Annotated in this window: 21 protein-coding genes; 18 read left to right on the top strand and 3 right to left on the bottom strand. The window is 51.1% G+C overall.

Annotated elements, in window-relative coordinates:
* Positions 1-25: 25 nt before the first annotated feature.
* From EUU23_RS12295 to fcl, 16 genes are all read left to right on the top strand, one after another.
* Positions 26-1,393, top strand: coding sequence for a cytochrome P450 (locus tag EUU23_RS12295; RefSeq protein ID WP_160354371.1), 1,368 nt, complete (start codon positions 26-28; stop codon positions 1,391-1,393).
* Between the two features lie 728 nt (positions 1,394-2,121).
* Positions 2,122-2,496 (top strand): MarR family EPS-associated transcriptional regulator, encoded by a 375-nt coding sequence (locus EUU23_RS12290; RefSeq protein ID WP_246156449.1) that lies wholly within the window; start codon positions 2,122-2,124, stop codon positions 2,494-2,496.
* A 37-nt stretch (positions 2,497-2,533) separates the two neighbouring features.
* Entirely contained in the window at positions 2,534-3,601 is a 1,068-nt protein-coding gene (locus EUU23_RS12285; protein WP_160354370.1) for a Gfo/Idh/MocA family protein, read from the top strand.
* Positions 3,598-4,065, top strand: coding sequence for an acyltransferase (locus EUU23_RS12280; RefSeq protein ID WP_160354369.1), 468 nt, complete (start codon positions 3,598-3,600; stop codon positions 4,063-4,065). The genes EUU23_RS12285 and EUU23_RS12280 overlap by 4 nt, the downstream gene beginning before the upstream one ends.
* 17 nt (positions 4,066-4,082) lie before the next feature.
* Positions 4,083-5,186, top strand: a complete 1,104-nt coding sequence (locus EUU23_RS12275) for a DegT/DnrJ/EryC1/StrS family aminotransferase (RefSeq protein ID WP_160354368.1) — start codon at positions 4,083-4,085, stop codon at positions 5,184-5,186.
* A 9-nt stretch (positions 5,187-5,195) separates the two neighbouring features.
* Positions 5,196-6,470 carry a lipopolysaccharide biosynthesis protein gene (locus EUU23_RS12270; RefSeq protein ID WP_343032721.1) on the top strand — a complete coding sequence of 425 codons (1,275 nt, stop codon included), beginning with the start codon at positions 5,196-5,198 and terminating at the stop codon, positions 6,468-6,470.
* A 2-nt stretch (positions 6,471-6,472) separates the two neighbouring features.
* A complete protein-coding gene (asnB, locus tag EUU23_RS12265) occupies positions 6,473-8,317 on the top strand; it encodes an asparagine synthase (glutamine-hydrolyzing) (RefSeq protein WP_160354366.1) in 1,845 nt (614 codons plus the stop codon).
* Positions 8,314-9,663 (top strand): hypothetical protein, encoded by a 1,350-nt coding sequence (locus tag EUU23_RS12260; protein WP_160354365.1) that lies wholly within the window; start codon positions 8,314-8,316, stop codon positions 9,661-9,663. Before asnB ends, EUU23_RS12260 begins: the two co-directional genes overlap by 4 nt.
* A gap of 6 nt (positions 9,664-9,669) precedes the next feature.
* Positions 9,670-10,755, top strand: a complete 1,086-nt coding sequence (locus EUU23_RS12255; RefSeq protein WP_160354364.1) for a glycosyltransferase family protein — start codon at positions 9,670-9,672, stop codon at positions 10,753-10,755.
* The gene (locus tag EUU23_RS14205; RefSeq protein ID WP_160354363.1) at positions 10,752-11,327 is read left to right on the top strand and encodes an acyltransferase; all 576 of its coding nucleotides are present in this window, start codon (positions 10,752-10,754) and stop codon (positions 11,325-11,327) included. The genes EUU23_RS12255 and EUU23_RS14205 overlap by 4 nt, the downstream gene beginning before the upstream one ends.
* A complete protein-coding gene (locus EUU23_RS12245; protein WP_160354362.1) occupies positions 11,324-12,175 on the top strand; it encodes a class I SAM-dependent methyltransferase in 852 nt (283 codons plus the stop codon). Before EUU23_RS14205 ends, EUU23_RS12245 begins: the two co-directional genes overlap by 4 nt.
* Positions 12,172-13,104, top strand: a complete 933-nt coding sequence (locus EUU23_RS12240; protein ID WP_160354361.1) for an NAD-dependent epimerase/dehydratase family protein — start codon at positions 12,172-12,174, stop codon at positions 13,102-13,104. The genes EUU23_RS12245 and EUU23_RS12240 overlap by 4 nt, the downstream gene beginning before the upstream one ends.
* Entirely contained in the window at positions 13,101-14,288 is a 1,188-nt protein-coding gene (locus EUU23_RS12235) for a glycosyltransferase (protein ID WP_160354360.1), read from the top strand. Before EUU23_RS12240 ends, EUU23_RS12235 begins: the two co-directional genes overlap by 4 nt.
* Complete coding sequence (locus EUU23_RS12230) at positions 14,285-15,043, top strand: glycosyltransferase family 2 protein (RefSeq protein ID WP_160354359.1); 759 nt, start codon at positions 14,285-14,287, stop codon at positions 15,041-15,043. The genes EUU23_RS12235 and EUU23_RS12230 overlap by 4 nt, the downstream gene beginning before the upstream one ends.
* Positions 15,040-16,161 carry a GDP-mannose 4,6-dehydratase gene (gmd, locus tag EUU23_RS12225; RefSeq protein ID WP_160354358.1) on the top strand — a complete coding sequence of 374 codons (1,122 nt, stop codon included), beginning with the start codon at positions 15,040-15,042 and terminating at the stop codon, positions 16,159-16,161. Before EUU23_RS12230 ends, gmd begins: the two co-directional genes overlap by 4 nt.
* 9 nt (positions 16,162-16,170) lie before the next feature.
* The gene (gene fcl, locus EUU23_RS12220; RefSeq protein WP_160354357.1) at positions 16,171-17,127 is read left to right on the top strand and encodes a GDP-L-fucose synthase; all 957 of its coding nucleotides are present in this window, start codon (positions 16,171-16,173) and stop codon (positions 17,125-17,127) included.
* Positions 17,128-17,314: 187 nt separating this feature from the next.
* Here the strand turns inward: fcl and EUU23_RS12215 are convergent, their stop codons facing one another.
* Positions 17,315-19,519 (bottom strand): GumC family protein, encoded by a 2,205-nt coding sequence (locus EUU23_RS12215; protein ID WP_160354356.1) that lies wholly within the window; start codon positions 19,517-19,519, stop codon positions 17,315-17,317.
* Between the two features lie 315 nt (positions 19,520-19,834).
* On the opposite strand from EUU23_RS12215, the gene EUU23_RS12210 reads away from it, so the two are divergent.
* Both EUU23_RS12210 and EUU23_RS12205 read left to right on the top strand, forming a co-directional pair.
* A complete protein-coding gene (locus EUU23_RS12210) occupies positions 19,835-21,235 on the top strand; it encodes an O-antigen ligase family protein (protein ID WP_160354355.1) in 1,401 nt (466 codons plus the stop codon).
* A gap of 84 nt (positions 21,236-21,319) precedes the next feature.
* Complete coding sequence (locus tag EUU23_RS12205; protein WP_160354354.1) at positions 21,320-22,087, top strand: hypothetical protein; 768 nt, start codon at positions 21,320-21,322, stop codon at positions 22,085-22,087.
* On the opposite strand, the gene EUU23_RS12200 is transcribed toward EUU23_RS12205, so the two are convergent.
* Entirely contained in the window at positions 22,084-23,364 is a 1,281-nt protein-coding gene (locus EUU23_RS12200) for an O-antigen ligase family protein (protein WP_160354353.1), read from the bottom strand. The genes EUU23_RS12205 and EUU23_RS12200 overlap by 4 nt on opposite strands.
* A gap of 161 nt (positions 23,365-23,525) precedes the next feature.
* Positions 23,526-26,222: a phosphoenolpyruvate carboxylase gene (ppc, locus tag EUU23_RS12195; protein ID WP_160354352.1), complete on the bottom strand. Its 2,697-nt coding sequence runs from the start codon at positions 26,220-26,222 to the stop codon at positions 23,526-23,528.
* Between the last annotated feature and the right edge of the window lie 7 nt (positions 26,223-26,229).

Genomic DNA, 26,229 nt, shown 5'->3' with positions numbered 1-26,229 from the left:
GCGATTAAGATAAGGACTGTCCGGAATGGCACTGGCCCATAGCGAAGCTGCTAACCCGCATTGGGTTCCTCGTAAAAAGATTGGAGATCTGTCGCATATACCGGGCGAGAATGGTCCCCCTATTATCGGAACAACGTTCCGGGTTTTGCGTGATCCGCCGGGATACGGGGCGCATATGGTCAAAACCTACGGCAAGGTGTTCCGCACCAACGCCTTTGGCAATCCTACAATCTCGATGGTAGGCGCCGAAGCAAACGAACTGATGCTGTTCGACCGCGACAAGCTTTTTTCTTCGGAACAAGGCTGGGGTCCAGTCTTGAACCTGCTCTTTCCACGCGGACTGATGCTGATGGATTTTGACCATCACCGTATGGACCGGCGTGCCCTCGGCATAGCATTCAAACCCGAACCGATGCGCGCTTATACGCAGGACATGAACCGCATATTTTCGGAGCAATTGAAAAACTGGCGCGGTGATATGCTGTTTTATCCCGCCATCAAGCAACTCACGCTTGATGTTGCCGCAAGCAGTTTTCTCGGCATTCCCCTTGGCCCGGAAGCGGACAAGATCAACACGGCCTTTGTCGACATGGTCCAAGCGTCGGTTGCACCTATCCGTGCGCCCATTCCTTTCACGTCCATGGGCAAAGGCGTTGCGGGGAGGAAATATCTCATCGACTATTTCGGGCCGCAAATTGCCGAGCGCCGTCGCAACGAAAACCGGCAGGACATGTTCAGCCAATTCTGCCGTTCACGGCGTGAAGACGGCGAATATATGTCCGATGGCGAGCTGATCGATCATATGAACTTCCTGATGATGGCGGCGCACGATACGATAACGTCCTCGGTAACTTCAATGATCTGGTATCTGGCGAAGTACCCTGAATGGCAGGAAAAACTCCGTCAGGAATGCCTTTCCATTGCACCGGCCGGAAGTGACATCGCGTTTGCTGACCTCGATAAGTTCGAATTGACCGAATATGCCTTCAAAGAGGCATTGCGGATGATCTCACCTGTACCGTCAATACCGCGAAGGGCGCTGCGTGACTTTGAATTTATGGGCTTTCACATTCCAAAAGGCACAGCCGTCAGCATCAGCCCAGCCTATGTCCATATGATGGAAGAATATTGGCCCGAACCGGCGACATTTGATCCGATGCGCTTCACCCCGGACAAGGTCAAGGCGCGTCACAAATATGCCTGGGTTCCGTTTGGTGGCGGTGCCCATATGTGCCTTGGCCTGCACTTTGCGTATATGCAGATGAAACTGTTCACACACCATTTGCTGACCAGCGCTAAAGTTGAAATCGCCGACGGCTATGCGCCGGCATGGCAGCCCTGGCCGATCCCTAAGCCAAAAGATGGGTTGAAGATAAGCATCACCGCCATTTAGGTTCCTATGATGCGCATTACATCCATCGCGCCTTGGATTTCAATTTAGAGGGCCGAAGGTTTCGCTAGAATTATCGTTTTCGGATGAAAATATATGGGCCGGTTTGAAGCGCCTCGGGTAAAGATTTGTGAAGCAGATTGAAGGCAGCATACAGAAAATATGATCCAAAGTTATATGCGGGTTCGGATGATGACCGGAAGCAATATACATCCGCTGCATTTCCGAAATGCTGCTTCAAGGCCAACTTGCTATCCAGTCGGTAACGCGTCGGAAAAACATCTTCTGCCTTGCGGCCGGGCTGTATCAATTTCAGCGCCGCAGCGTGCAGGCGATTGGGCACTGCTCGTGCGTCAAGAGCAACAAATATTGCGTAAAGGCTGCTTAGATTCTAAATGTCTTTGCATCTCTTTTTAAGAGTTGCTCTCGCTAAAGGCGCCTTTAGCACTTTTGGGCAGCACACGGGATGCAAAATTCCATTATTCCCAAGTTTATCAACGGAAAAACTCCATCTAACGGGGCTGAGGATTCCCAAGAAGCTCAAAAAATGTACGTAGCCGCTGAACTTCCTCCACTTTAAGCAATGATCCCAACATCGCAGGTCCAATATCAGTTCGTTCCAAACGGAAAACTGAATTTGAAATAATTCGCTTTTAAATTTTTTAACCTTTGTTAAGTAGGCCCGTGTTCATGTTTGAACACGGGCCTACTTTACTTTTGGGGAAAAGTTGTTGGCAGATATAAACGCAGAAGACAGCCTTACCAAATCTGAAGAGGTGCATTTCAGGGTTATGAGGATTGTAGAAGAAAGCCCCTCGATCACTCAGAGGGAGATATCGGCTAAGCTCGGCATAAGTTTAGGCCGGGTCAATTATTGCATCAATGCCTTGGCTGAAAAAGGATTGGTCAAAATTGAGAATTTCAAAACATCCGAAACCAAATGGAGATATGTTTACGTCCTGACCCCATCAGGCATAGCTGAGAAAGCTGCCCTGACGGGACGATTTCTCGCAAGAAAAGTTCGCGAATATGAGGCACTGAGCGCAGAAATTGAAGCATTGCGGCTGACTTCAAAAAGCGATGGCTCTCCGCCAGAAGCCTATTAAACAATCAAAATCAATCAAACCAAAAGGAAACGCGGGAATGTCAGTATTCAGATTCGGTATTGTCGGTTGCGGACGTATCGCAAAGAGGCATTCTGAAATATTGGGTAACGGCCTGATAGATGGCGCACGGCTGAATGCCGTATGCGACATTCAGGCAGAACGTGCGGACGAGATGTCCCAAAAATTTGGGATTAAGGCATATCACAGCCTGGAAGAAATGTTGCATTCTGACGATATTGATGTCGTTTCAATTCTGACCCCGAGTGGCATGCATGCAGAGCACGCCATTGCTGCCGCAAATGCTGGCAAACATGTAGTCGTCGAAAAACCGATGGCATTGAGACTGGAAGATGCAGACGCTATGATCGCCGCGTGCGACAAGGCGCGAGTTAAGCTCTTCATTGTAAAACAAAACCGGCTGAATGTCCCGGTAGTTAAAGCACGCGAAGCACTGGACTTAGGTCGATTTGGCAAACTGGTACTGGGAACGGTTCGTGTCCGTTGGCGTCGCGACCAGAGCTACTATAATCAGGACAGCTGGCGCGGAACTTGGGCTCAAGATGGTGGCGTCCTAGCCAATCAGGCGAGCCATCATGTTGATTTACTCGAATATTTTATGGGTGATGTCGTGTCCGTCCATGCGCGGGCAACCCGCACCTTGGTCGATATCGAAGCTGAAGATACAGCAATAGCGACGCTGGAATTTGCTAACGGTGCCCTAGGGATTGTAGAAGCCACCAATGCTGCTCGCCCCAAGGATCTGGAAGGCTCGCTATCGATACTTGGCGAAGGTGGTACAGTCGTAATTGGCGGTTTTGCCGTTAACAAAATTCAGACATGGGAATTTGTCGAACCCCTGCCGGGAGACGATGAGGTTTTGGAAAAGTACTCTGTAAATCCGCCAAACGTTTATGGGTACGGACATCAGGCCTATTACGAGCATGTTATCGATTGCCTCAAAACAGACTCCGCGGCGCTTGTCGATGGGCTAGAGGGTCGGCGTAGCCTTGAATTGATAACCGCACTCTATGAGTCGATCGAGACGGGCAAGAACACGACATTGCGGTTTCGATCCCAGCATTCTCGGCTTGGTGCCTCGAGATGAGTCAGATAACATTATTTGCAGCCATGATACGAGACGTTGAGTCCGGTCCAGGTGTCAAAATTGTCGAACCTGCAAACGTCTACGAATGCTCACTGGGCGAAGATGTATTTGTCGGGCCTTTTTGTGAAATACAGAAAGGCGTTTCAATCGGTACCCGGACGCGCGTTCAAAGTCACAGTTTCGTGTGCGAACTTGTCAAAATCGGGGACGATTGCTTTGTGGGCCACGGCGTAGTGTTTGTTAATGACCGATTTGCCAGCGGCGGCCCAGCCCGTGGTGACGTAACAAAGTGGGAAAACACTGTCATTGGCGACCGCGTTTCGATTGGATCGAATGCGACGATAATGCCCGTCGAAATTTGTGATGACGTCGTTATCGGCGCAGGATCCGTTGTTACAAAATCCATCACAAAACCTGGTATTTATGCCGGCAACCCGGCTCGATATTTGCGATCAGTAATTTAAAAACCAACGGAGATCTGATGACCATTCCTTTTGTTGATCTGCATGCCCAATACTTGTCGTTAAAGGACCAAATTGATGAGGCAATCGCACGCACTATCGCGAACAGTAGCTTTGTGCGCGGACCTGATGTAGAGGCATTCGAAGCAGAGTATTCGCAGCTGATGGAAGCCGAGCATACGGTCTCCTGTGCGAACGGTACCGATGCCCTGTATATTGCGATGAGAGCTTTGGGCATAAAGGCCGGTGACGAAGTCATTACGACCGCGCAAAGCTGGATTTCAACATCGGAAACAATCGGGCAACATGGAGCGAAACCGATTTTCGTCGATATCGACCCTGTCACATCGACAATCGACGTTTCCAAAATTTCCGAAAAAATTACAGGCCGTACGGTCGGGATAATTCCGGTGCACCTTTATGGTCAGATGGCAGATATGCCAGCGCTAATGTCTGTTGCCCATAAGCATAATCTCTGGGTTATCGAAGACTGCGCGCAAGCTCATCTTGCCACGGTTGGAGGAAAAATGGCCGGACGCTTCGGTGATATTGCTACCTGGTCCTTCTATCCTGGCAAAAATTTGGGTGCGATGGGAGATGCTGGCGCAATTACAACCGATGATCCTGCACTCGCCCGTCTTATGGCGTGTTTTGCCCGGCATGGCGGCTTGATCAAAGGTGAGCATGAGATTGAAGGCATAAATTCGAGACTCGATGGACTGCAGGCCGCCATATTACGGGTTAAATTGCCACATCTGGCCGAATGGACGACCCGTCGTCGCTCGGTAGCCAAACGATATGACAAGATGTTGGCGGACATTCCGGAGATTGTGACGCCGCGCGAGGTCGAAGGACGCGAACATGTCTATCACCTCTACGTCATTGAGAGCGAAGATCGTGATGCGCTTGCTGAAACACTGAAATCAAAGGGAGTGCCAACTGTCGTAAACTACAAGCGAGCGCTGCCATTTCTTCCCGCCTACGCTCATTTGGGTCATAGAGATGAAGATTTTCCGGAAGCATCCCGGCTGCAAAACCGTATCCTGTCTTTACCAATCTACTCCGAATTGACAGAGCATCAGCAGGACATTGTCGTTGCGGCCGTACGGGATGCTGTTGCTTAGTTTTTCTTTATGATCACGCCGGCACACCAAAGGTCCGTTGTCCGTGACTTACTTACGGTAATGTCCGGGACAGCAGGCGCACAGGCATTAGGATTGCTAATCCTGCCTGTCTTGGCGCGTGCCTTCGCGCCTGAGGCATTCGGCGTATTCCAGCTATATTTGTCACTCCTGGTATTTTGTACCGTCGGTATTGCATTAAGAATAGAACTGACGTTGGTGTCTTCCTCAGAAGAAGATCTCCCTCACCTCATCGCGTCTCTTGCGATACTTGTGATCGTTGTAGGCATAGCAGTTTCTGGTTTCTTGATGTTGCTTACAGGTCTTGGGTTCGGACCTGAAATACCGATATGGTTGTTCGGATTAGGTTTGATCGGAAACGGCTTCATGCTGATCGCATCCTACATGTTGATCCGGGAACAGGACTTCAACCGGCTTGCGTTTCTAAAATTTGGGCAGGTAGGAATCTATGCGGTAGTCGCCTTGGCTATGGCAGCAATAAACCCATCAATAATAGGGATAATCCTTGCAGATGTGGCAGGTCGTATCGCAGCGGCGGCTTACGGAATTATTACACTGCGTTCAAAGGCTGCCATGGGTGACACCGCAGCCACTATTCGGGGTCTCATTCCCTTTGTGAGGCGGCACCGCGATTTAGTTACAGTTTCGTTGCCGGGGGCTTTGGCGAATTCCGCTGGCGCCATGCTGACGCCCTTTATGATTTTTCATGTTTTTGGTGCGGCGGCGGCGGGGCAGTTCAGTCTGGTTGATCGCGCTATCGGTGTCCCCGTCGCTATGATTGTGGGCGCGGGAAGCCAGGTCTTTCTGGGCCGCATCACGGTGCATCTCCGCGCGCAAGATTATCATGCCGCGTTGGCTATACTGCTCCGTATCGTGATTATGAGCGCCGTCGTTGCGGGAGCGGGGGCCGTCATACTCCAGCTGTTCCTGCCTTATTCGTTTCATCTGATATTCGGCCCGGGTTGGGAGCCGGCGATCCTGATCGCGGGGGTCATGATTTTTGGATATGCGGCAGCGTTTGTGACGGGCATTGTCAATCAGACGCTGGTTGCGATGCGTGAATTCAGGTTGCAGTCGATTTGGGATGTGGGTTGGTCAGTCGCCATGGGCGGCGCCTGGATTGCTGTTGTTGCGTTTGGACTGGATCTCTATACAGCCGTCGCGATGCATGCTTCGATCGTTGCCATTCTAGGATTTGTATTTGTTTTCATGTGTATAGCAAAGCTGCGGAGTGCGACGACCTTGGCAGAGAGATCGGGTACCTGAACATGTGTGGCATAGCGGGTATCCTGGGAGGCAGCGAGCCGATCAACGAAAAGCTGCTGGCACATTTGGGGCGGCGGCTGGCGCATCGTGGTCCGGACGGACAACAGACATGGGTTTCGCATGACCGTAGCTGCGGCTTTGTTCATACCCGTCTGGCGATCATCGACGCCGATGCACGATCCGATCAGCCTTTCGTCAGCGACGACGGCCGCTACACGATCATATTCAACGGCGAGATCTTCAACTTTCTGGAATTGCGCGCCGAGCTTGCCGCAAAGGGCTATGTGTTCAGAACCGAGGGCGACACCGAAGTTCTGCTTAATGGATACATCGCCTGGGGTCCGGCGATGCTGAACCGACTTAACGGGATGTGGGCACTTGCGATCCGGGATAACGCGGATGGCTCGATCTTTTTCGCAAGGGACCGCTTCGGCATCAAACCGCTGCTTTATGCGCATTCCGGCACAAAGCTCGCTTTTGCGTCCGAGATCAGGGCCCTGCTGGAAATCCCCTGGGTCGACACCTCCCCGGCGATGGAGGTGGCCCAGCGTCTGCTGTTCGATCCCTTCGGTGTTGAGGGTTCAGAACATACCCTGCATCAGGGCATTCGTCGCCTGCCCGGTGGCCATTCCGCGAAATGGGCGCAAGGTCAGCTTGAACTGACGCGATGGTGGGTTGCAGCGGATCATCTCGAGACTGAAACACCTGCAAATATGCACGAAGCGGCGGACCGTTTCCGTGAGCTTTTCTTTGATTCCACCCGGCTCCGCATGCGCAGCGACGTTGCCATCGGCAGCTGTCTTTCCGGCGGCTTTGATTCCACCGCAGTCGTGTCGGCGATGGCCCATATAGCGGGTCTGGGCGGAGGGCATGAACGGGAAAGCAGAGACTGGCGCCACGCCTTCGTCGCTACATTTACCGGCCAGCCGCATGATGAAACGCCCGAGGCAACGCAAGCGGCCCAGCATGCAGGGATCACCCCGCACTTCTTCGATCTGGGTGGCGACGACGGCGAGGATTTCGTCGATCCTGTGCTGGATGCGCTCGATGATGTATATATCAGCCTGCCCACCTCGCCCTGGCGCATTTATCAGGAAGTGAGACGAAGCGGCGTCCGGGTCACCCTTGATGGCCATGGCGCAGACGAATTGATGGGCGGTTATCGCCAAGGTGGCCAGAATATAGCATTTGCCTTGCGCAATCTGATCGGTGACCGTGCTGGAAACGGTGGCGTCGGCCCGTTGGCGAGCGATGTTGCAAAGCTAGCCGCATTGCGTTTTGGCCAAAGCTATTATTTGCGCCAGCACCGTCTGACACCTCCACCGCGTTTACCGATCGCGGCTTATGGTGACGCCCTGCCGGAATATTATTCTGGGCTTGACCGGCGACTATACGCCATGTTCAATGGCAGCATACTGCCCACTATCCTGCGTAACTTTGATCGTCTATCAATGGCGCATGGAGTAGAAGTTCGAATGCCGTTCATGGACTGGCGGCTTGCAACCTATGTGATGGCCTTACCCCAGAAGATGAAAACAGATGATACCCATTCCAAACTTGTCGCACGCACCGCGCTGGCAGGAATTATGCCGGAGACAATCCGCACATCAACCCGGAAAGTCGGGTTCAATTCGCAAATGCCGGCGTGGATGAAAGGGTCGCTCGGACACTGGGCGCAACGATTGCTGTCCACACCCCATGACGCATTTGACCAGATCGTTGACAGGCATGCCCTGAAATCCCGTATAACGCAGCTGACAGCGCAAGGGGCCTGGGACTGGACATCGGTCGGTCGTCTGTGGCCTTATATAAATATGAAATGGTATCTGGATCACAGGTGCCCATGATGTCTGGCGCGAAAAACATCAACCGGGACATGACCAAACTGAACAGCTCCGCATTCAGCGAAGCCGCTTTCCGTTTTGGCGCTTCTCTTATCTATGCAATTGTCCTTTGCTATGCTTACGAAGTGCTCTCGCTTTCCTGGGCCTATTTCGGGTTTACATACCGGTTAACCGATAACAGGTTGCTTTACGGAGCTTGTGTGATTGCCGCATTCCCCTCCGTCCTACTCAGCACACGACCCAAGACGTTTGCAGAATGCACGGCCTGGTTTCTCTATATTCTAGTTTATTTGCCGTGCCTGATTGTTCCGGTCATGCAGTTTTCATCCGATCTCGACCGCCTGTTGCAGATATTCGGAACGACATTTGTCGGATGCGTTCTGTTTCTGGTGCTTTCCCGAGGAGAAGTAAGGCGTATTAATATAAAGCCCATTCCGCCGCAGATTTTTTGGGGAGGATTGGCGGCAATCTGGACCATTTCGATGGTCTTCATCATTTACAGCTTTGGACAGGCAATCCAGTTCGTGAGTCTCGATGACATCTATACTCAACGCTTTGCTGGTGCAGAGTCTGCCTTTACGGCAGTGAGATATGCTCTGGCGTTACTTGCAAGTGCTATTGATCCCTTCTTGATCGCTGCAGGCCTTTACACACGGCGATACTGGTTGGCCGGGATTGGCATCTTTTCTCAAGTTTTCCTCTTTGGGACATTGGCGGCACGTGCCGTTCTACTTTCGCCGATATTTGTCATTGGGGCCTACTTCTTGGCCGACAAGCTAGGTCATATGCGAGCAAATTTGTTCTTGATTGGACTGCTAATAATCATTGCCGTGACCGCTCCTTTTCTTGCAAACTATGATCCGATTGGTGGAGGGGTTAACAATATTGTGACTCTGGTGTACCTGCGCACATTGCTGATTTCAGGGGCTATTTTCGGAGTGTATGAGCAGTTTTTTGCCCTTTATCCGCTGACATATTATTCCAATAACAACATCATTTCATTATTCGTTCAATACCCATATGGCGATTTAAGCGTGGGTCAGGCTGTTATGCTAACGCTCATTCCGTCGGCGGCGCGCGACATCGGCGAATTGAATGCCAATTTTCTGGCTACTGACGGCGTAGCGGCGCTCGGCGTTGCAGGTGTCCCAGTTGTAAGTGCGGCCAGCGCTCTGATTCTACGTTTATTATCTCGCTTTATTCAGCCCGAGCGCACCATGCTTATGGTGGCCGCTGGTACCGGGTTCATTCTTTCAATGGCTAATACAAGTATCCTTACTTCATTGATCACCGGGGGCGGAATTTTGTTAATTGCCTTGGTGAGTTTTGCGCCTTTGCGGCGAGATTAAATCAATATGCGCGTTTTCCAAAACAGCGGTATTTACCCCGCCTATCAGCCCTTTCTGAAGGATCTCACAAAAAATGCAGCGACTTTTGACGACGCCGTCCTTGCATTTTTAAGTGACAGATATGGCGCTGCACATATCCTCAAACCAGTTCTGGAACATGATCCAATCTGCTTTTTCACAAACGGCAACGATGAACATACCCAACGGCTCTGGGCGCGTGATCAGGGTCTGAAATCCGACACGCCGCTAGATGAGATCCTGTTAGCGCAGATCGAGCACCATAACACAGAAATATTCTATAATTCCGATCCTATGCGTTACGGCGACCTGTTTTTGAAAAGACTGCCGGGCTGTGTACGCAGGACGGTGGCTTGGCGGGCCGCTCCTTCAGATGGCGGACAATTCCTTACGCATGACATTATTGTCAACAACTTCCCGACAATACTTGAAGGCTATAGAGCACGAGGCGTCAGAGCAGAATACTTCGCACCCGCACATGATCCAGAAATGAATTTTTACGCTGCACAAACCGATCGGCCAATCGATGTGCTGTTCGTGGGAGGCTATTCGCGGCACCATAAAAACCGTGCGAAAATGTTGGAACTCGTCGCTGCTATGCGGAACGAATGGAACATAGTTATGCATTTGGACCGGGGGCGTCTTACAAAACTGGCTGAAACTCCACTCGGATGGATTGGTCCCCTCGCCAAACATCGTCGAAGCGTCAATATAAGAGCGGTAGCGACCGATGCGATTTTTGGCAGAGAACTACTCACCGCAATCGGCAATTCAAAAATTGTTGTAAACGGGGCAGTAGATATGGCGGGTCCTGATCGGGGTAATATGCGAGTGTGGGAAGCATTGGGCTGTGGCGCAGCACTTGTGACCGATGCAGGCAGATATCCGGATGAAATGATTGAAAATCTGCATTTCCGGACCTATGCCACACCCACCGATGCGGTAAATTGTATTCGCAACATGATCGATAACCCGGCAGAGCGCCTGAAAGTTGCCGAGACAGGCCATAAATTGATTGCCGAACGCTATTCAAAGGCTTTTCAGTGGAATCGGTTTCAAGAGATCGTGGCATGAGTACAATCTTATCTGAAGCTTTCAATCTCATAGGCCGTTTCCGGTTACGGAACCGCGTTGCCTTGGTTGTTGGCAACCGATCAACAGTACGTTTGGATAGGGTTAGTCCCGTTCGTGATTGTACATTGGTGCTCGGATCCGACTGTATCATAAATACGAGAATTTCCTTTGATCGACAGAATGCAAAATTCAAATGTGGAGATCGGTGTTATGTTGGTCTCAGCAACATCGTGATAGCAGACAGCGTTTCTTTGGGTGACGACGTGGTGATTTCTTGGGGTGTGACGATAGTCGATCATAACTCTCATGCTATCGCGTGGGCAGATCGCGCAAAGGACATTCTCGACTGGGGTAAGGGCACGAAGGATTGGCAAAACGTAACTATTGCTCCGGTGACCATTAACGACAAGGCATGGATAGGGTTTAACGCAATCATTCTTAAAGGCATCACCATCGGCGAAGGCGCGATTGTCGCTGCTGGCGCCGTCGTTACCAAGAATGTTCCCGCCTATACGATCGTGGCAGGAAACCCTGCCCAAGTTATCCGCACACTGCCGGAGGCTATGGCATGAGCGCAGTGAAACAGGAAAGCTGGGAAGATGCCGTTCGCTGGTTTCGTGAGCAGCCGGGCAACGATGAAATCGTTCGAGACGCCTATTATGATGATCCGCTCAATGCCGCTGCAGAACGCTATTGGAAAAGCAATGAATGGCTCGCCGTGCGTGACATTATTGGAACTGGCCCCGGTGACGCGCTTGATGCCGGTGCTGGCCGTGGCATTGCGAGCTACGCATTAGCCAAGGACGGATTTACGGTAACAGCGCTTGAACCCGACCCCAGCATGCTTGTCGGAGCCGGTGCAATCCGTCAGCTCTCACAAGAAACTGACTTGGTAATTCATGTTGAAGAAAATCTGTCAGAGCGGCTGCCATTCGCCGACTGCAGCTTTGATGTAATTTTCGCTCGTGCGGTATTACACCATATCGCCGATTTGCCTGCAGCAATGCGTGAATTTCACCGTGTTCTTCGTCCTGGCGGTGCGTTCGTGGCAGCACGTGAGCATGTTATTACCGATCCGTCTGACCTACCGGCGTTTTTCGACAATCACGCACTTCACCATCGTTATGGGGGTGAAAACGCCCATCCGTTAAGTTTTTACCAGACCGCGATTCGCGACTCTGGCCTCCTACTCGAGAGAACTATCGGCTCACTTGAGAGCCCAATCAATTATGGTCCGCAGTCGACGAACGAGATCTATCATAGGATTGCGGCGCAGCTAATGCCAATTGCTGCGTTCAGGAAGCCCATTTCTGGTGTTTTTAGCTTACCTGGCATTGGAGCACTCATCCGGAGGCTCGCATCGCAATTTGATCGACGGCCAGGACGTCATGCATCTTTCATAGCACGGAAGCTAGCATGACAACCGCTTGGGTCACGGGCGCCGCTGGATTTATCGGACGGCATCTCGTTCGTCATCTTGCCGCGACGGGGTATCATGTCGGTGGCATAGACCTTGCGGCGCTGGACCAATGTGGCCTGAAAGAATGTGTCTCGGGGTGGGTACAGGGACCCCTTACGCAAGCGGGGCTTTCCGCCCTGGCGGATCAGACTGGCGCGCCCGCCACGGTATATCATCTGGCGGGCGGGTCCTCTGTCGGCACTAGTCTGGCCAACCCCTATGGCGATTTTTCCGCAACTGTGGGTGGTACGGCGATGTTGCTTGACTGGTTGCGCGAACAATCTTCGCCGCCACGGCTCGTAGTCGTGTCCTCGGCCGCCGTTTATGGCAACCTTCACAGCGGAGTCATTGCCGAAGACGCGGCAACGGCACCTTTCTCGCCTTATGGCGCACATAAATTTGCTATGGAAAATATCTGCCGCGGCTGGGCCGGTAGCTTCGATCTACCGGTGGTCGTGGTGCGGCTGTTCTCGGTTTACGGTCCCGGTTTGACCAAACAGCTTTTGTGGGACCTTTGCGGAGAGCTTACCGCGGACAAGCAACACATAACACTTGGCGGCACAGGACAGGAGCTTCGCGACTGGACCCATATCGACGATGTCGTAAGGGCCCTTGCGGCTGCCCGCAAATTTGCCGCGGCCGACATGCCCGTCATAAACGCCGGCACGGGCAATGCAGGTAACGTGCGTCGCATCGCCGAAACTGCTGCAAATGCCTGTGGCCGAGACGTCTCGTGTATCGGTTTTTCCGGGCAAAGCAGGCCGGGTGATCCGTTCAGCCTGGTCGCTGCGCCCGGTAAGCTTGAAGCAGCCGGTTTCGAATGGAAGGTCGACCTTGATGCAGGCGTCAGGGACTATGTCGCCTGGTTTTTGAAAAAGTCGGCCGGATGATAACATTTGCGGTACCTCCCATCGGTGGCAAAGGCTGGTTCGGTGGCTGGATGTATATGCAAAACCTTGTCCGCGCATTGGCGGGGGGGGATGCGACGGACATCGAAACGGTACTTTTTATTGGACCGGACCGGTTTGAAAATCCCGAAATCCGTCTGCTCGCTGATCTGCCCCGGACGCGGGTGGTCTCCGATCCGGCGTTTGACGAGACAGGACTGCGCTGTAATGTCGGGTGGACATTGGCGACAGGCCGGAATGCTGCGGTGCTGGGTGCCTACAATCGCGAGAAGGTGGATGTCGCGCTCGACCCGGCGCTCTATCTTGGCTGGCGCAGCGAAATTCCCTCGATCGCCTGGATTCCAGACTTTCAGCATCGGCATATGCCGCACATGTTCAGTCGCGGAGCATATTGGAAACGCGATCTCGGCTTTCGTGCGCAAATCGGATCGGCAGCGGCCGTTATGCTGAGCAGTGAAGACGCCGAACGCGACTGTCTGGAATTTTACCCTGCGGCAAAAGGGCGGACGGAAGTGGCGCGTTTTGCCGTTCCTGTCAGTGACTGGCCTGATGCCGATGCGGCGTGGGCGCGTTTGCGGCAAGAAGGGATTCCTGAGGATTTCATATTTCTTCCCAACCAGTTGTGGCAACACAAGAACCACGGCCTTGCCATTGCGGCGGCTGCGTTGCTTGCACGGCGGGGGTCGCGGCGTATCATTCTCGCCACAGGGCACGGGCATGATCCACGCTTTCCCGATTATCCCGACGCGCTCAAGGCGCAGATACGGGCATCGGGGGCAGAGGCAAATTTCAGGTTGATGGGTAGTGTCGATCATGCGCTGGTTCAGGCCATGATGATCGGCGCCAATGCGTTGCTGAACTCCTCACGCTTTGAAGGGTGGAGCACCACGGTTGAAGAGGGAAAGAGCGTGGCAACACCGTTGCTGCTGTCTGATCTTCGCGTCCATCGCGAGCAGGCTCCTGACGCTGTTTTTTTTGGAACAGATGATGCAGAGGCGCTGGCGAATGCGATCGATGTAGCCGCGCCGCGGTCACTCGCAAGCATCAGGGCGAGCTTGAAAAGTGCAGCTTCTGCGGGGGTTACGCGGCAGTCGGAGTTTGCTGCGAAGGTGGCTCAAATAATCCGCAAGGCGGCGCATGGCGCGCTTGAAAGAAGGGCATTATGAAAATCTCGATCATCACGGCCGTCTACAATCGAGTCGACACCATCGAACACGCTATCCGGAGCGTCCAGTCCCAATCCCACCCCAACCTCGAACATATAATCCAAGATGGCGGCTCCACCGATGGTACCTTGGACGTAATCAGGAGTTTCAGCAATGACAGTACATCCTTAATATCCGAACCAGACAGCGGAATTTATGACGCCATAAATCGCGGCATTATGCGCGCATCCGGCGATGTAATTGGACTTATGCATTCCGACGATTTTTTTGCACATAGCAAGGTGCTAGAACGTGTTGCTTCGGTGATGCAGCATCCAAACGTGGGCGGCGTTTACGGTGATCTGGAATATGTCTCGGCAAATGATCCGACGCGAGTGATCCGTCATTGGCGGGCGGGCGAAGTGAGTATGGCAAAACTTCGCTACGGTTGGATGCCGCCACACCCAACCCTTTATTTACGCCGCGAAGTTTTCGATAAATGGGGCCTATATGATGTCAATATGCGAATAGCTGCCGATTATGACGCTATTTTAAGATATCTGAAAGTGGGCAATTTAAACATAGAATATATCTCTGAAGTACTTGTTAAAATGCGAGTTGGTGGAGAAAGTAACAAGTCAATTGGGCGGATTGTAAAGAAAAGTCGCGAAGACCTTATTGCAATTCGGCGCAACAAGGTTGGTGGCGTTGGGACGTTAATTCTAAAAAACCTTTCCAAAGTGCCGCAGTTTATTATAAAGAAGGACGAAAGATGACGAAAAGTGCACTGATAACCGGAATTACGGGTCAGGATGGCTCTTATCTAGCAGAATTTCTGTTGGAAAAAGGATATGAAGTTCACGGAATAAAGCGCCGGGCCTCTTCGTTTAATACGCAACGTATTGACCATATTTATCAAGATCCACATGCTCCCAATCCTAAGCTTAAGTTACATTATGGTGACTTATCTGACACCTCCAACCTTACCCGTATATTACGTGAAGTTGAACCCGACGAGGTGTATAATCTAGGGGCACAAAGCCACGTAGCGGTCAGTTTTGAAGCTCCGGAATATACCGCTGATGTTGATGCTATCGGTACTTTACGATTACTTGAGGCCATTCGTTTTCTTGGACTGGAACGCAAGACACGCTTTTATCAAGCATCAACTTCAGAACTATATGGTCTCGTTCAGGAAATCCCTCAACGTGAAACAACTCCCTTCTATCCCCGGTCGCCTTACGCTGTTGCTAAGCTTTATGCTTATTGGATCACGGTGAACTACCGCGAGGCATATGGAATGTATGCGTGCAATGGCATTCTCTTTAATCACGAAAGCCCTAGGCGCGGTGAGACATTCGTAACTCGAAAAATAACCCGAGGTTTGGCCAATATTAGTCAGGGACTAGAACAATGCTTGTTCCTGGGCAATTTGGATGCATTGCGAGACTGGGGACACGCGAAAGACTATATTCGTATGCAATGGATGATGTTGCAACAGGAGGTTGCTGATGATTTTGTTATAGCAACTGGCCAACAATATTCGGTGCGACAGTTTGTTCAATGGACAGCTGAGGAGTTAGGAATTAGCTTGAGATTCGAGGGAACTGGCGTTGGAGAGCTTGGCATTGTAGAGGTGGTTAACGGAAATACCTCCACCTCGGTAAAGCCGGGGGATGTTATTGTGCGGGTTGATCCTCGCTATTTCCGACCCGCAGAAGTGGAGACACTTCTAGGCGATCCGTCAAAAGCAAAAGTAAAATTAGGTTGGGTTCCCGAAATATCAGCACGGGATATGTGCTCAGAAATGGTTGCCGCTGACTTGGAATCTGCCCGCAAACACTCACTTTTGAAATCGCATGGGTTTCACACTTCTATTGTTACCGAGAATTGAGATATTCTAATGGCTATATACGTTGCTGGACATCGAGGAATGGTAGGTTCGGCGATCGTCCGCCTTTTGCAGGAAAGAGGACGCGAAATAATAATGCGAAGCCACAGCGAACTGGATCTAACCGATCAGTATGCCGTCAAATCATTTATGCAAGAATATCGGCCTGAAGCTGTCATTCTTGCGGCCGCCAAAGTGGGGGGCATTCAAGCCAACAACAGTTTTCCTGCTGATTTCATATATGAAAATCTCCAGATCCAATGCAACGTTATTCATCAGGCATTTAAAGCGGGAGTTAGACGCTTACTATTTCTCGGTAGTTCTTGCATTTACCCGCAGAAAGCAGCGCAGCCCATGTCGGAGAACGCACTATTGACCGGAACGCTCGAGCCCACAAACGAACCATATGCTATTGCGAAGATCGCCGGCATTAAACTATGCGAGAGTTACAATCGACAGTTCGGGACGGACTATAGAAGTGTGATGCCCACGAACCTGTATGGCCCGAACGATAATTTTCATCCCGAAAATTCGCATGTATTACCCGCGTTAATTCGCAGATTTCATGAGTCTGTGGAGCGCCAAAGTGATGAAGTGGTTATCTGGGGAACCGGTAAACCCAGACGCGAGTTTCTTCATGTAGATGATATGGCTGACGCTTCGCTATTTGTCATGGGCCTGGAACCCCGCACATATCAGGCCCATACGCAGCAAATGCTTAGCCACATCAATGTCGGCACGGGTGCTGACGTTAGCATTGCCGAATTAGCTCATCTCGTAGCAAAAATCACCGGTTATAAGGGCCGAATTGTTTACGATCCGTCGAGACCAGACGGGACGGGACGTAAACTCATGGATGTTAGCCGTCTCACAAATATGGGCTGGGCAGCCAAAATTGATTTGGAAAGCGGAATTCGCGATACATATCAATGGTTTTTGGAAAACCGATTTGAAGTTCGATCCAAGTGATCAAGAGTCAAAGTTAAAAGAACAGTTTAAATCAATATTCGGCAATTCGGTACTGGTATTTTCGAAACAATTACAGCCGTTGATTTAGCCATGCTTCTAACGATGACGCAAAATCTCTCTCATGTATGAGCCAGAAAATAAACTGAAGGCCGGCGTTCGGCACTTGGTTTAAATGCCCTCACGAGAGCTATTTATCACTCTCCCCATAGCCATAGCCATAACCATAACCATAACCATAACCCGCCTGCCTGTGCCTTAGTTTGGTCAAAACAACTCCAAAAACATGCGCGTGGACATCATGCAGGCGGCCAAGTGAAGCTTTAATACCGCGCACGGCAACCCCTTCTGCTTCTGCCACAAACACACAGCCCTCGACTGCCCGCGCGAGCAACGGCGCGTCCGCAAGACCGAGGATGGGAGGAGAGTCAACTACGATATGGTCAAAATGTTCAGTCAATTGCTGGATAAGCAGAAGCATACGATCACTACTGAGCAATTCGCCTGCACTCGGGGGAGTTGGCCCCGCCGGCAATAGGCTCAAGCCCTTTATATCGGTTACCTGCACCAATTGCTGCCAATTGTTTTCGCCCGCGAGAAAATTGCTGAGGCCCATCTGGTTCGACTGACTGGTAAACACGTGCATTGAAGGAGAGCGCATGTCGGCGTCTAAAAGTAATACATTTTTACCGGTTCTTCCTAGAACTGTCGCCAACGCAAGACTGGTAGTACTTTTACCCTCCGCCGGGCGAGTACTAGTCACCATCAGGGCTCGTGGTACACCATGATCTGTTGAGAAAGCCAGGTTTGAGCGAATACTCAGATAAGACTCGGATAAGGCAGACTTGGCGTCTTGCAACAGCAAGAGTGCATCACCTTCTTCTATATCTGGCACGCTACCAAGCAGCGGTACCTGTAGAACACGATTGACCTGACCTGGGTCCCGCAGTCCTTCATCGATTTGATCTAACGCGAAAGTTGCCACAGCTGCTAATCCGACACCAATCAACAACGCCAATGCCATATTAAGCGGTAAATTGGGTGATGACGGCTTTTCTGGAACTTTAGCTGTATCCACGATTGATATATTGTTTGCACCAACTCCCGTCACACCTATTTCTTTATAGCGCTGCAGCAGCCCGTCATAAAGCTCCCTGTTCGTATCTGCTTCACGCTGGAAAATATTGTATTGGATGCTATCGCGCTGTTGACGGTTCATCCGTTCCTTGAGGGCTTCGACTTGCGCCCTAAGGTCGCGTTCCCTAAGAACGGCTTCAGCGTATTCAGAATTTCGACTACTTGAAACTCTGGTTTCTTCGCGAGCGATACTCGCGTCGAGAGCCTTTAATTGTTGCGCCAGAGCCTGAGCAGCCGGGTAACCCGGCTCGAATTGAACCATCAACTTGGCATATTCTGAAGCAACTTCCGCTCTCCTTTGACGGAGTTGACCGATTGCAATATTATTCAAAGACGCACTATTTGCGCCACCATTACGCTGACCCGATTTGCTTTCCGCCGTTACGCGGTCAGCAGTAGCTTCTGCTAATGCGCTATTCAAAGCTTCAAGATCGCTCGAAACCAAGGTGCGCTCCAGTTCGGTTCGACCGTCCAAACTTTTGCTTTTGCCAAGCGCAACAATTCCTTTGGATTCCGCGTAACTTACAAGTTCACGCTCAGATGTCTCCAGGCGCGCACGTAAGTCGGCCAGCCTCCCCTCCAGAAAACGACGCGCATCTGCAGTAGATGCAAATCTGCGATCCATGCTTTGCACGATGAACTGCTCGGTCCATGTATTAGAAATTTGGGCCGAGAGCTGGGGCGATCCGCTGGTATAGCCTATATCGATAAGAGCCGATCCACGAATAGGCGAAATTGATGCATTTTTGAGAAGCAAATCGACTGCGATTTTTTCCCGTTTCTGTCGTTCGCCTGCATTCAAGGGTAAACCTGATTTTGATGTAAATAGAGAGGATTCCGACGGGTTAACGTCGTGCGCTTTAAAAAAGTTATCGTCTGTACTTAATCTCAACTGCCGCACCACTCGTTCGGCTAGTGAACGCGCCTGCAAGAGTGAGTATTGCGTCTGATAAAACTCAAGGTCGCGTCCGGCATTCTGAGATTCCAAGCCTTCGACGTTTGTTACATTCTTTTGCTCTCTGCTAATTTCGATTCGGGTTGAGGCTGTGTATTGAGGAGTAGCAAGCAAAGTGGCAACAAGGCCAAACACAATTGCAGCCAAAATAATGCCGGCAATCACCCATTTCCACCGCAGCGCCACTTGCCAATACTGTAGCAAAATAGGAGGGGTTAGATTAGACCCAATGTTATCTTTGTCGTCACCAAGGACAGCGCCGGTTTGCGCCGCGCCAAATGCAGGGGAAATTGATTGCAACATGTTATCCTTGTCAGATAATACCGAAATATTTTTAGCGATACCACCGGTATGCGAAGAAGCCGCCGCTAGGATCGATTTTTGTTTACTTTTGCCAAGGCAGCTAGCTTATTGCCAAAGCAAGTTCCACTCTTTTTCGACGTAAATTAGATGCCAATGCCCTGAATTCACGTCCAAACGCCTTGACGATGATCAACGATTGCCAAAATTGGTCGGTTAAAAGTAAGAGGGTGCTTTGTATCTTCCTATATCAGCTTTAGATCATTTAACATAAATTCGGGATTGCATCGGCTGAGCCGGATAGAGAAAGGAATCAACTTGTCACGCTTTAGTCAATGGTTTTCCAAGCTTTCTATTCAATTTTTGGCGCTTTCGCTCTTCATCTTTTTGACGTTTTCGATGGGCGGATCATCGCGGATGGATGTTCAATCATTGGCATTGCTCAGGCCGATTTCTGTCCTGTTTTGTGGGTTCGCATTGCTTACAATCCGGCAAGATCACTTCCAAAAAAGTCGGGGCATCTTAATAGGCTTTGGCCTGATATTCTTGCTTCTCCTCATCTTCGCACTCCCAATTCCACAAGATTTGGCACAGGCAATGCCAGGTCAGCAGTTGATCGTCGAAATTAGAAAATCTGCTGGCGTGTCAAATGCCTGGACTTCAATAAATCTTGTTCCAGTTAATGGAACAAACGCTATTGCATCAATGACAATTCCGCTTGCCGTTATTTTATTTGGGATTCAGTTGGAAAAAGAGGACATGCTTCGCTTATTGCCATTACTGATCGGTTTAGGCGCGGCATCCGGGCTCTTTGGCTTTTTTCAGGTAATTAGTAGTTCTGATAGTCCTTTCTTTTTGTATCGGCTAACAAATGAAGGGAGCGCTGTCGGTCTATTTGCAAATAGAAATCACGCAGCGGTTTTGTTGGCGATGTTGATTCCTATGTTGGCAGTATATGCCTCCTTTGACGTTGGCAGACCGGATCAATCCAAAACTCGAGTGATCAGAGCGGCGGCGTTGCTAGCAGTATTGGTACCTTTAATTTTGATAACGGGTTCCAGATCTGGATTTCTAATTGCGGTAATGGGGTTGGCGGGAGCAGTACTCCTTTACAAAAAACCACGTTCAAAAAAAAACCACAGACATCGAAGTTCTTTTATCTCAAAAAGATTTATCGGTATGTCTTTTGGGATTGGAGTGATTGGACTGGTATTTGTTACCATTTTCTTCTCTCGTGCAACAGCCATAGAAAGATTATTCGCTAAATCGGCCAACAGTGACCTGAGGCAAGATTTCTGGATATCATCGCTCTCACTTGTGGATAAGTACCTGCCTTTGGGTTCCGGCCCAGGTTCCTTTGCTGAAGCATTTCGTATTGGCGAAGCAACCAATCTGCTGGATGCAACTTATCTGAACCGCGCGCATAATGATTGGGTCGAGACCGCAGTGGTACTCGGTGTACCGGGAATTCTGCTTATGGGTGCAGGCGTTTTATGGTACGTAAACAGAGTAATCGCTCTTTCGTTTGGTATAGACGGTAACCGAAGATCAGTTGTCGTTTCGCGTCTGGCGGCAGTGCTGTTGGCGATGTTTGCTGTTGCCAGTTTCGTTGATTATCCTCTGCGCACCCCAACAATGATGACTGTTTTTGTATTAACCATCTTTTGGTTTAAATTGGCTTCCACAGAAGCTAGGAGCCATTTAACCCCCAATACCTAATCCCCTTTTCAATGGGGAAACTGGGCATGTGTAAATTCAATATTGCATGCCGCGCATGTGGTACTAAGGGTCGGGACTCCCCGCATGGCCTATTCAGAACAGACAGATTGGGACCGTGAGGGTCTTCGACGGCGAGGCACTGGCCTTATCATTGCCTTGTTGCTTGAGGCACTCGTTATCATTGCGATATTGAGCCTCAGCATGCGCTCAGGTGGGCCAGAGGCGGGTAAGCGCGGCCTCAGCACCTTTGCTCTCGAAGCGGAAGCGGAGTCCGCATCAGCGGAGAAGAGCGAAACAGAAAAACCAGTCGCAAAGGCGCCACAACAGACTTTTGTCCCTCCTATCCCCAAACCGCTTCTGCCCCCGGTAAAACCGGTGAACACACCGCCACCTACCCCGGATTTTATCAAAGTCAGCAAGACGGATTTTGACGCGATGGACCTGTCGAAATTGCCAAGCGGCAGCACTGGTGCGGGAAACGGCACTGGCGCCGGGCAGGGATCAAAAGGAATGATGGGGCCGGGCCTTGGTCCCGGTGGAGCGCAGCTCTACCCTGTGGCCTGGCTACGCGAACCCTATGATGCCGAGCTGGCCCCCTATCTTGCCGCCGTTAAACGCATTTCGCCCGGGGCGTCTGCAGATATTGCCTGCCGCATGGCCGAACGCAACCGGGTAGAAAACTGCCAGATTATCGGCGAAAATCCACGAGGAACCGGGCTAGCCAAAGCGTTACGCCTTGCGGCATGGCAATTTCTGGTCAAGCCACCACGGATCGACAACAAGCCCCAGCTGGGCGTGTGGGTGCGGATTCATTTTGATTTTGGTACAGTAGCGCAAGAAGCGACCGATTAGCAGCTGGTTCGGGGACCCCGTTCAAGCTGTGTACTGTCATTTACAAACCCGCAAGCAATGGCCAAACCAGTAAGAAAAATTGACAAGGGATAAAAAAGTGCACCATCGATCATGCTGACCGAAGCGATCGTGCATAGGGTAGATATTGATGCATAGGCTGCGGCATCGTTGTGCTGGCGACCAACTTTCACGCACGCAAGAAACAATATAAGAAGTAAAAATCCGGCTGCTGTTCCGCCAAAAATACCCCAGTCATAAAAATATTGTAGTATGAATTGATGTGGATGATTGAAGTCAAATCCATAAATTTCGTGCATATTTTTGTTAAAAGTACCGGAACCATGACCAATCCAGAGCGACTTTGAAATCTCTGTTACGGTGCTCTTCCAAACTATACTACGTCCTGAACCAATGTCATCCTGTTCGAGGCTTGATACCATTCTGATCAGGCCGAATTCAGGAGCGGGGTTCGGTACGATGATCGAAGCTGCCACTCCTGCGAAAAAGCTCAGGACTGCCAGGCCAACTCTTAGTTTGGATAATGCATTACCCATAACCGCCGCACCCACTACCGTGCCAAGCAACAAGCCGATTAACGCTCCGCGGCTTCCCGACCACGCAATGAATGTTACGAGAGCGGCAAAGGTGAGGCAAAATAAGGCGGTTTTTGTCCGCCCAAGCAAGATGAGCGACAGGGGGGCGACAGACGCTATCGCAACAAAATAGCCCAGCTGCCGGATATTTGTGCCGCTGGGCAAACGAAGCGACCACGGAAATGTAGCCTTGTCTGGAATTAGCAACGCAAATAGGATGATAAGACCCGCGTAAACCAAACCTCCAATTACCAGGACTGAAATTGACCATGCACGGCGATCAACCGCCGCGCTGGACGAACGGGCGAGATGAACAACAGCGGCAAGAAAAATCCCGTGCAAAGCATATTGAAGTGTCGCAAATGCAGATGCGAGTATCTGTTCACGCGCCAAAACAACTGAGATGAAAGCAAAAATGGCCCATATCGTAACAAGCATCCTTGGCAATCGCCCGAGTTTTCTGAACGCACTACCTACTTCGAATTTTGTGCGTACTGCCCACAGAATAACGCTAAGCTGGCAAAATGTCACGGGAAGCGAAAGATAGCGCACGGCGAATGCGCGGGGAGATTGCAATCCATCATTATCCCACGTTACCAAAACGAAAATGGCAGGTAGCGCTGCCATGATGCAGATCGCCAATTGCCAAGTATCAAACTTTTTGATGACAGATCGTGCGTCCACTAACTTATTCCCCCAATGAACGTAGACATCCAAAAACCATTATCACAACGGTTTCTTTGGTACGCCGGTACGTTTTGAGATCGAAAGCATAAATTATGGTTAACAAATACGGGATAGTCGCCTGACTTTTAAGCTCCCATTTATTAGATTATGCGGTGAAGCTAGCCACTATTACGTAAAGCGGTCGCAATAGCATTGATGGTGAGCTGGATGCCCTCACCAATCCGTTCATCGGCCTCGCCCGCACGATAACGCTTCAGCAATTCTATCTGCAATAAATTGAGCGGTTCTATATAGGGCAATCTAAGCCGGATCGAATTGTGCAGCGCCGGGTTCGCCTCAAGGAGATGGCTTTGGCCTGTGGCGTCGAGCAGACTGTCTCGCGATGCGTTCCAGCCGTCTTTTATGCGACCGAATAGCGCACCGGATAGCTGTGAATCTTCAACAAGACCGGCATAGTGTGCGGCAATTCCCATGTCGGATTTAGCCAGAACCATTTCCATATTGGCAAGAATGGTTTGGAAATAAGACCATTCACCCGCCATGGCACGCAACAGCCCTTTGTCGGCGAAGTCGTTCAAAGCCTGACCGGTGCCATACCAGCCGGGAAGCATCACACGCGCCTGCGCCCAGCTAAAAACCCACGGAATTGCGCGAAGATCTTCTATTCTATCCGAGGCCGTCCGGCTCGACGGGCGCGACCCTATTTTCAATGTCGCGATTTCTCCAATTGGTGTCATCTGACGGAAAAAGCGACGAAAATCAGGTGTTTCGTAGACCAGATCACGATAACAGACAAATGCGGCGGTAGACAATTGGGCCATCGCTGCTTCATACCGCCGGGCATCTGCCTGTGGAATTGAATCGCTCGACAGAGTCGCGAGCATGGCAGCCGATGCCATCGTTTCTAGGCTGGTTACCGCATTGTCGACCGTCCCATATTTCGCTGCAATCACCTCTCCCTGTTCGGTGATGCGGATTCGACCCTGCACTGTACCTTGTGGTTGCGCCAAGATCGCGCCAAAGGCCGAGCCACCGCCGCGGCCCACTGCACCGCCACGGCCGTGAAACAGCTGCATAGCGACACCCGCTTCGGCAAAAACCGGGGCCAGCGCACTGGACGCTTCGTGCAGTTCCCAGGTCGATGTCAAGTAACCGCCATCCTTGTTTGAATCGGAATAGCCGATCATCACTTCCTGATGTCCGCGCGCCTTTGCCAGCGCGCGCATGTTGGGAATCACAAAAAACGCGCGCATCGTTTCAGGAGCGGCCTGCAAATCTGCAATTGTTTCGAACAAGGGAACTGACATGATCGTTGCGCTCGGCGTGCCGTCTTCGGCAACGCGGTATAACCCGGCCTGTTTCAACAGCACATAGACCTCCAGCATATCCGATACGCTTTCGGTCTTACTTATATTGTAAGTTGTGATTGCTTGAGGCCCAAAATCCGCCTGCGCCCGCGCCGCGGCACGAATAATCGCGAGCTCCTTGGTCGTTTCGTCACTATAAACCGTCCATTCTCCCGCCAATGGTCGATTGTGCGACAGTTCCGATATCAACAACTGAACCCGTGACTGTTCGTCAAGCGCGGCATAATCTGGTACCACACCAGCCGTTTTGAAAAGCTCTGCAACGACACGTTCGTGTACATCGCTATTCTGGCGCAGATCCAGTGTTGCCAGATGGAAACCGAATATTTCAACCGCGCGGATCAAACGTCCCAAAGCACCACCACTGGACAGCGCGCCATCGCCATCTTGTGCCAACCCCGATGCCACAATAATCAGGTCTGCGCGCAATTCGTCCGGTCCACTATAGGGCTGCCCCTTCAGGCCAGATGGCCGCGGCGGCGCATCACCGATCAAAGTGACATGGGTTGCGGCCAAGCGTGCATAAATACCCGAAAGGGCACGGCGGTAGGGCTCGTCCGCACGACTGGGTGCGGAATCTCCGCTGCGCTCGGCGAGCGCCAGGACCTCTTCGGGCGTGTCGCTCATGCCGCTGGATATTGAAATTTCGGCGCCGAGTTTGTGAATCGCCTCCAAATAATGGCGAATTGCTGTACCGCCATCCCGCAATATCGCAAACCGCAGCGTTTCGGCATCAACAAAAGGATTGCCATCACGGTCACCGCCGATCCAAGTGCCGAGCCTCACAAACCCCGGTGGCCGCACCCCGAGCGCTTTCTCCCAACCCATATAAAGTTTGGGCAGTGCCGTCAGAAACACCTCTTGCATATAAGATCTGGCATTTTCGATTTCGTCGGTAACGAACAATTTTTCCCTTCGCAGAGGCCGCGTTTGCCATAACAAAGCGATCTGGCGGTAGATGGCCGACTCAATGTTGTCACCATCTTGCGTGATTTTGTGCCCTTCATCGCGTAGGGCCATGAGCGTCGCTATACGGTTTTTATGATCGATAATGCTTTTGCGGCGAACTTCTGTGGGATGCGCGGTCAACACCGGAACAACAAGGCTGTTGGAGAGCATCTTGATAATCGAATCAAGACCAACACCTTCGGCTTTTAACCGGGCGAAAGCTTCGGCAACCGTCGCACCTTCTTCATGCGCCAGACCTTGGCGGTCTTCCGCCAAATTAGCCAGCAACGAAAACAGCATGAAGCCGCGTACAAAATTTAGCGTATCGTCTAGGCTAAGCGCGCCTAGCCCCCGGTCACTCGTGCCGGCTCCCTCAATTCTTCGAAATCGGTCAACACTGGTCGATCGGATATATTCAGTTTGCCGGTACAGCTTTTCGCCGCCATAGGCGCGAATAACATCGCCCAGCATTTTTCCCAAAAGGCGGACATCGGGATTTTGTGAAATAGGTTGGGTTTTTGAGCCGTTCATCGTGAGCATTTGTGCA

Origin of the sequence: Sphingorhabdus profundilacus (genome assembly GCF_009769755.1) — a bacterium.
GTDB classification, from domain to species: Bacteria; Pseudomonadota; Alphaproteobacteria; order Sphingomonadales; family Sphingomonadaceae; genus Sphingorhabdus_B; species Sphingorhabdus_B profundilacus.
This window is presented reverse-complemented; position numbering and strand designations above follow the sequence as displayed.

What these genes read in the sequence shown, in the direction of transcription:
- gmd (WP_160354358.1), top strand. Translation starts at nt 15,040, where the DNA reads ATGACGAAAAGTGCACTGATAACCGGAATTACGGGTCAGGATGGCTCT.
- fcl (WP_160354357.1), top strand. Translation starts at nt 16,171, where the DNA reads ATGGCTATATACGTTGCTGGACATCGAGGAATGGTAGGTTCGGCGATC.
- EUU23_RS12240 (WP_160354361.1), top strand. Translation starts at nt 12,172, where the DNA reads ATGACAACCGCTTGGGTCACGGGCGCCGCTGGATTTATCGGACGGCAT.
- EUU23_RS14205 (WP_160354363.1), top strand. Translation starts at nt 10,752, where the DNA reads ATGAGTACAATCTTATCTGAAGCTTTCAATCTCATAGGCCGTTTCCGG.
- asnB (WP_160354366.1), top strand. Translation starts at nt 6,473, where the DNA reads ATGTGTGGCATAGCGGGTATCCTGGGAGGCAGCGAGCCGATCAACGAA.
- EUU23_RS12235 (WP_160354360.1), top strand. Translation starts at nt 13,101, where the DNA reads ATGATAACATTTGCGGTACCTCCCATCGGTGGCAAAGGCTGGTTCGGT.
- ppc (WP_160354352.1), bottom strand. Translation starts at nt 26,222, where the DNA reads ATGCTCACGATGAACGGCTCAAAAACCCAACCTATTTCACAAAATCCC.
- EUU23_RS12280 (WP_160354369.1), top strand. Translation starts at nt 3,598, where the DNA reads ATGAGTCAGATAACATTATTTGCAGCCATGATACGAGACGTTGAGTCC.
- EUU23_RS12215 (WP_160354356.1), bottom strand. Translation starts at nt 19,519, where the DNA reads ATGTTGCAATCAATTTCCCCTGCATTTGGCGCGGCGCAAACCGGCGCT.
- EUU23_RS12255 (WP_160354364.1), top strand. Translation starts at nt 9,670, where the DNA reads ATGCGCGTTTTCCAAAACAGCGGTATTTACCCCGCCTATCAGCCCTTT.
- EUU23_RS12295 (WP_160354371.1), top strand. Translation starts at nt 26, where the DNA reads ATGGCACTGGCCCATAGCGAAGCTGCTAACCCGCATTGGGTTCCTCGT.
- EUU23_RS12285 (WP_160354370.1), top strand. Translation starts at nt 2,534, where the DNA reads ATGTCAGTATTCAGATTCGGTATTGTCGGTTGCGGACGTATCGCAAAG.
- EUU23_RS12270 (WP_343032721.1), top strand. Translation starts at nt 5,196, where the DNA reads ATGATCACGCCGGCACACCAAAGGTCCGTTGTCCGTGACTTACTTACG.
- EUU23_RS12275 (WP_160354368.1), top strand. Translation starts at nt 4,083, where the DNA reads ATGACCATTCCTTTTGTTGATCTGCATGCCCAATACTTGTCGTTAAAG.
- EUU23_RS12230 (WP_160354359.1), top strand. Translation starts at nt 14,285, where the DNA reads ATGAAAATCTCGATCATCACGGCCGTCTACAATCGAGTCGACACCATC.
- EUU23_RS12205 (WP_160354354.1), top strand. Translation starts at nt 21,320, where the DNA reads ATGGCCTATTCAGAACAGACAGATTGGGACCGTGAGGGTCTTCGACGG.
- EUU23_RS12260 (WP_160354365.1), top strand. Translation starts at nt 8,314, where the DNA reads ATGATGTCTGGCGCGAAAAACATCAACCGGGACATGACCAAACTGAAC.
- EUU23_RS12245 (WP_160354362.1), top strand. Translation starts at nt 11,324, where the DNA reads ATGAGCGCAGTGAAACAGGAAAGCTGGGAAGATGCCGTTCGCTGGTTT.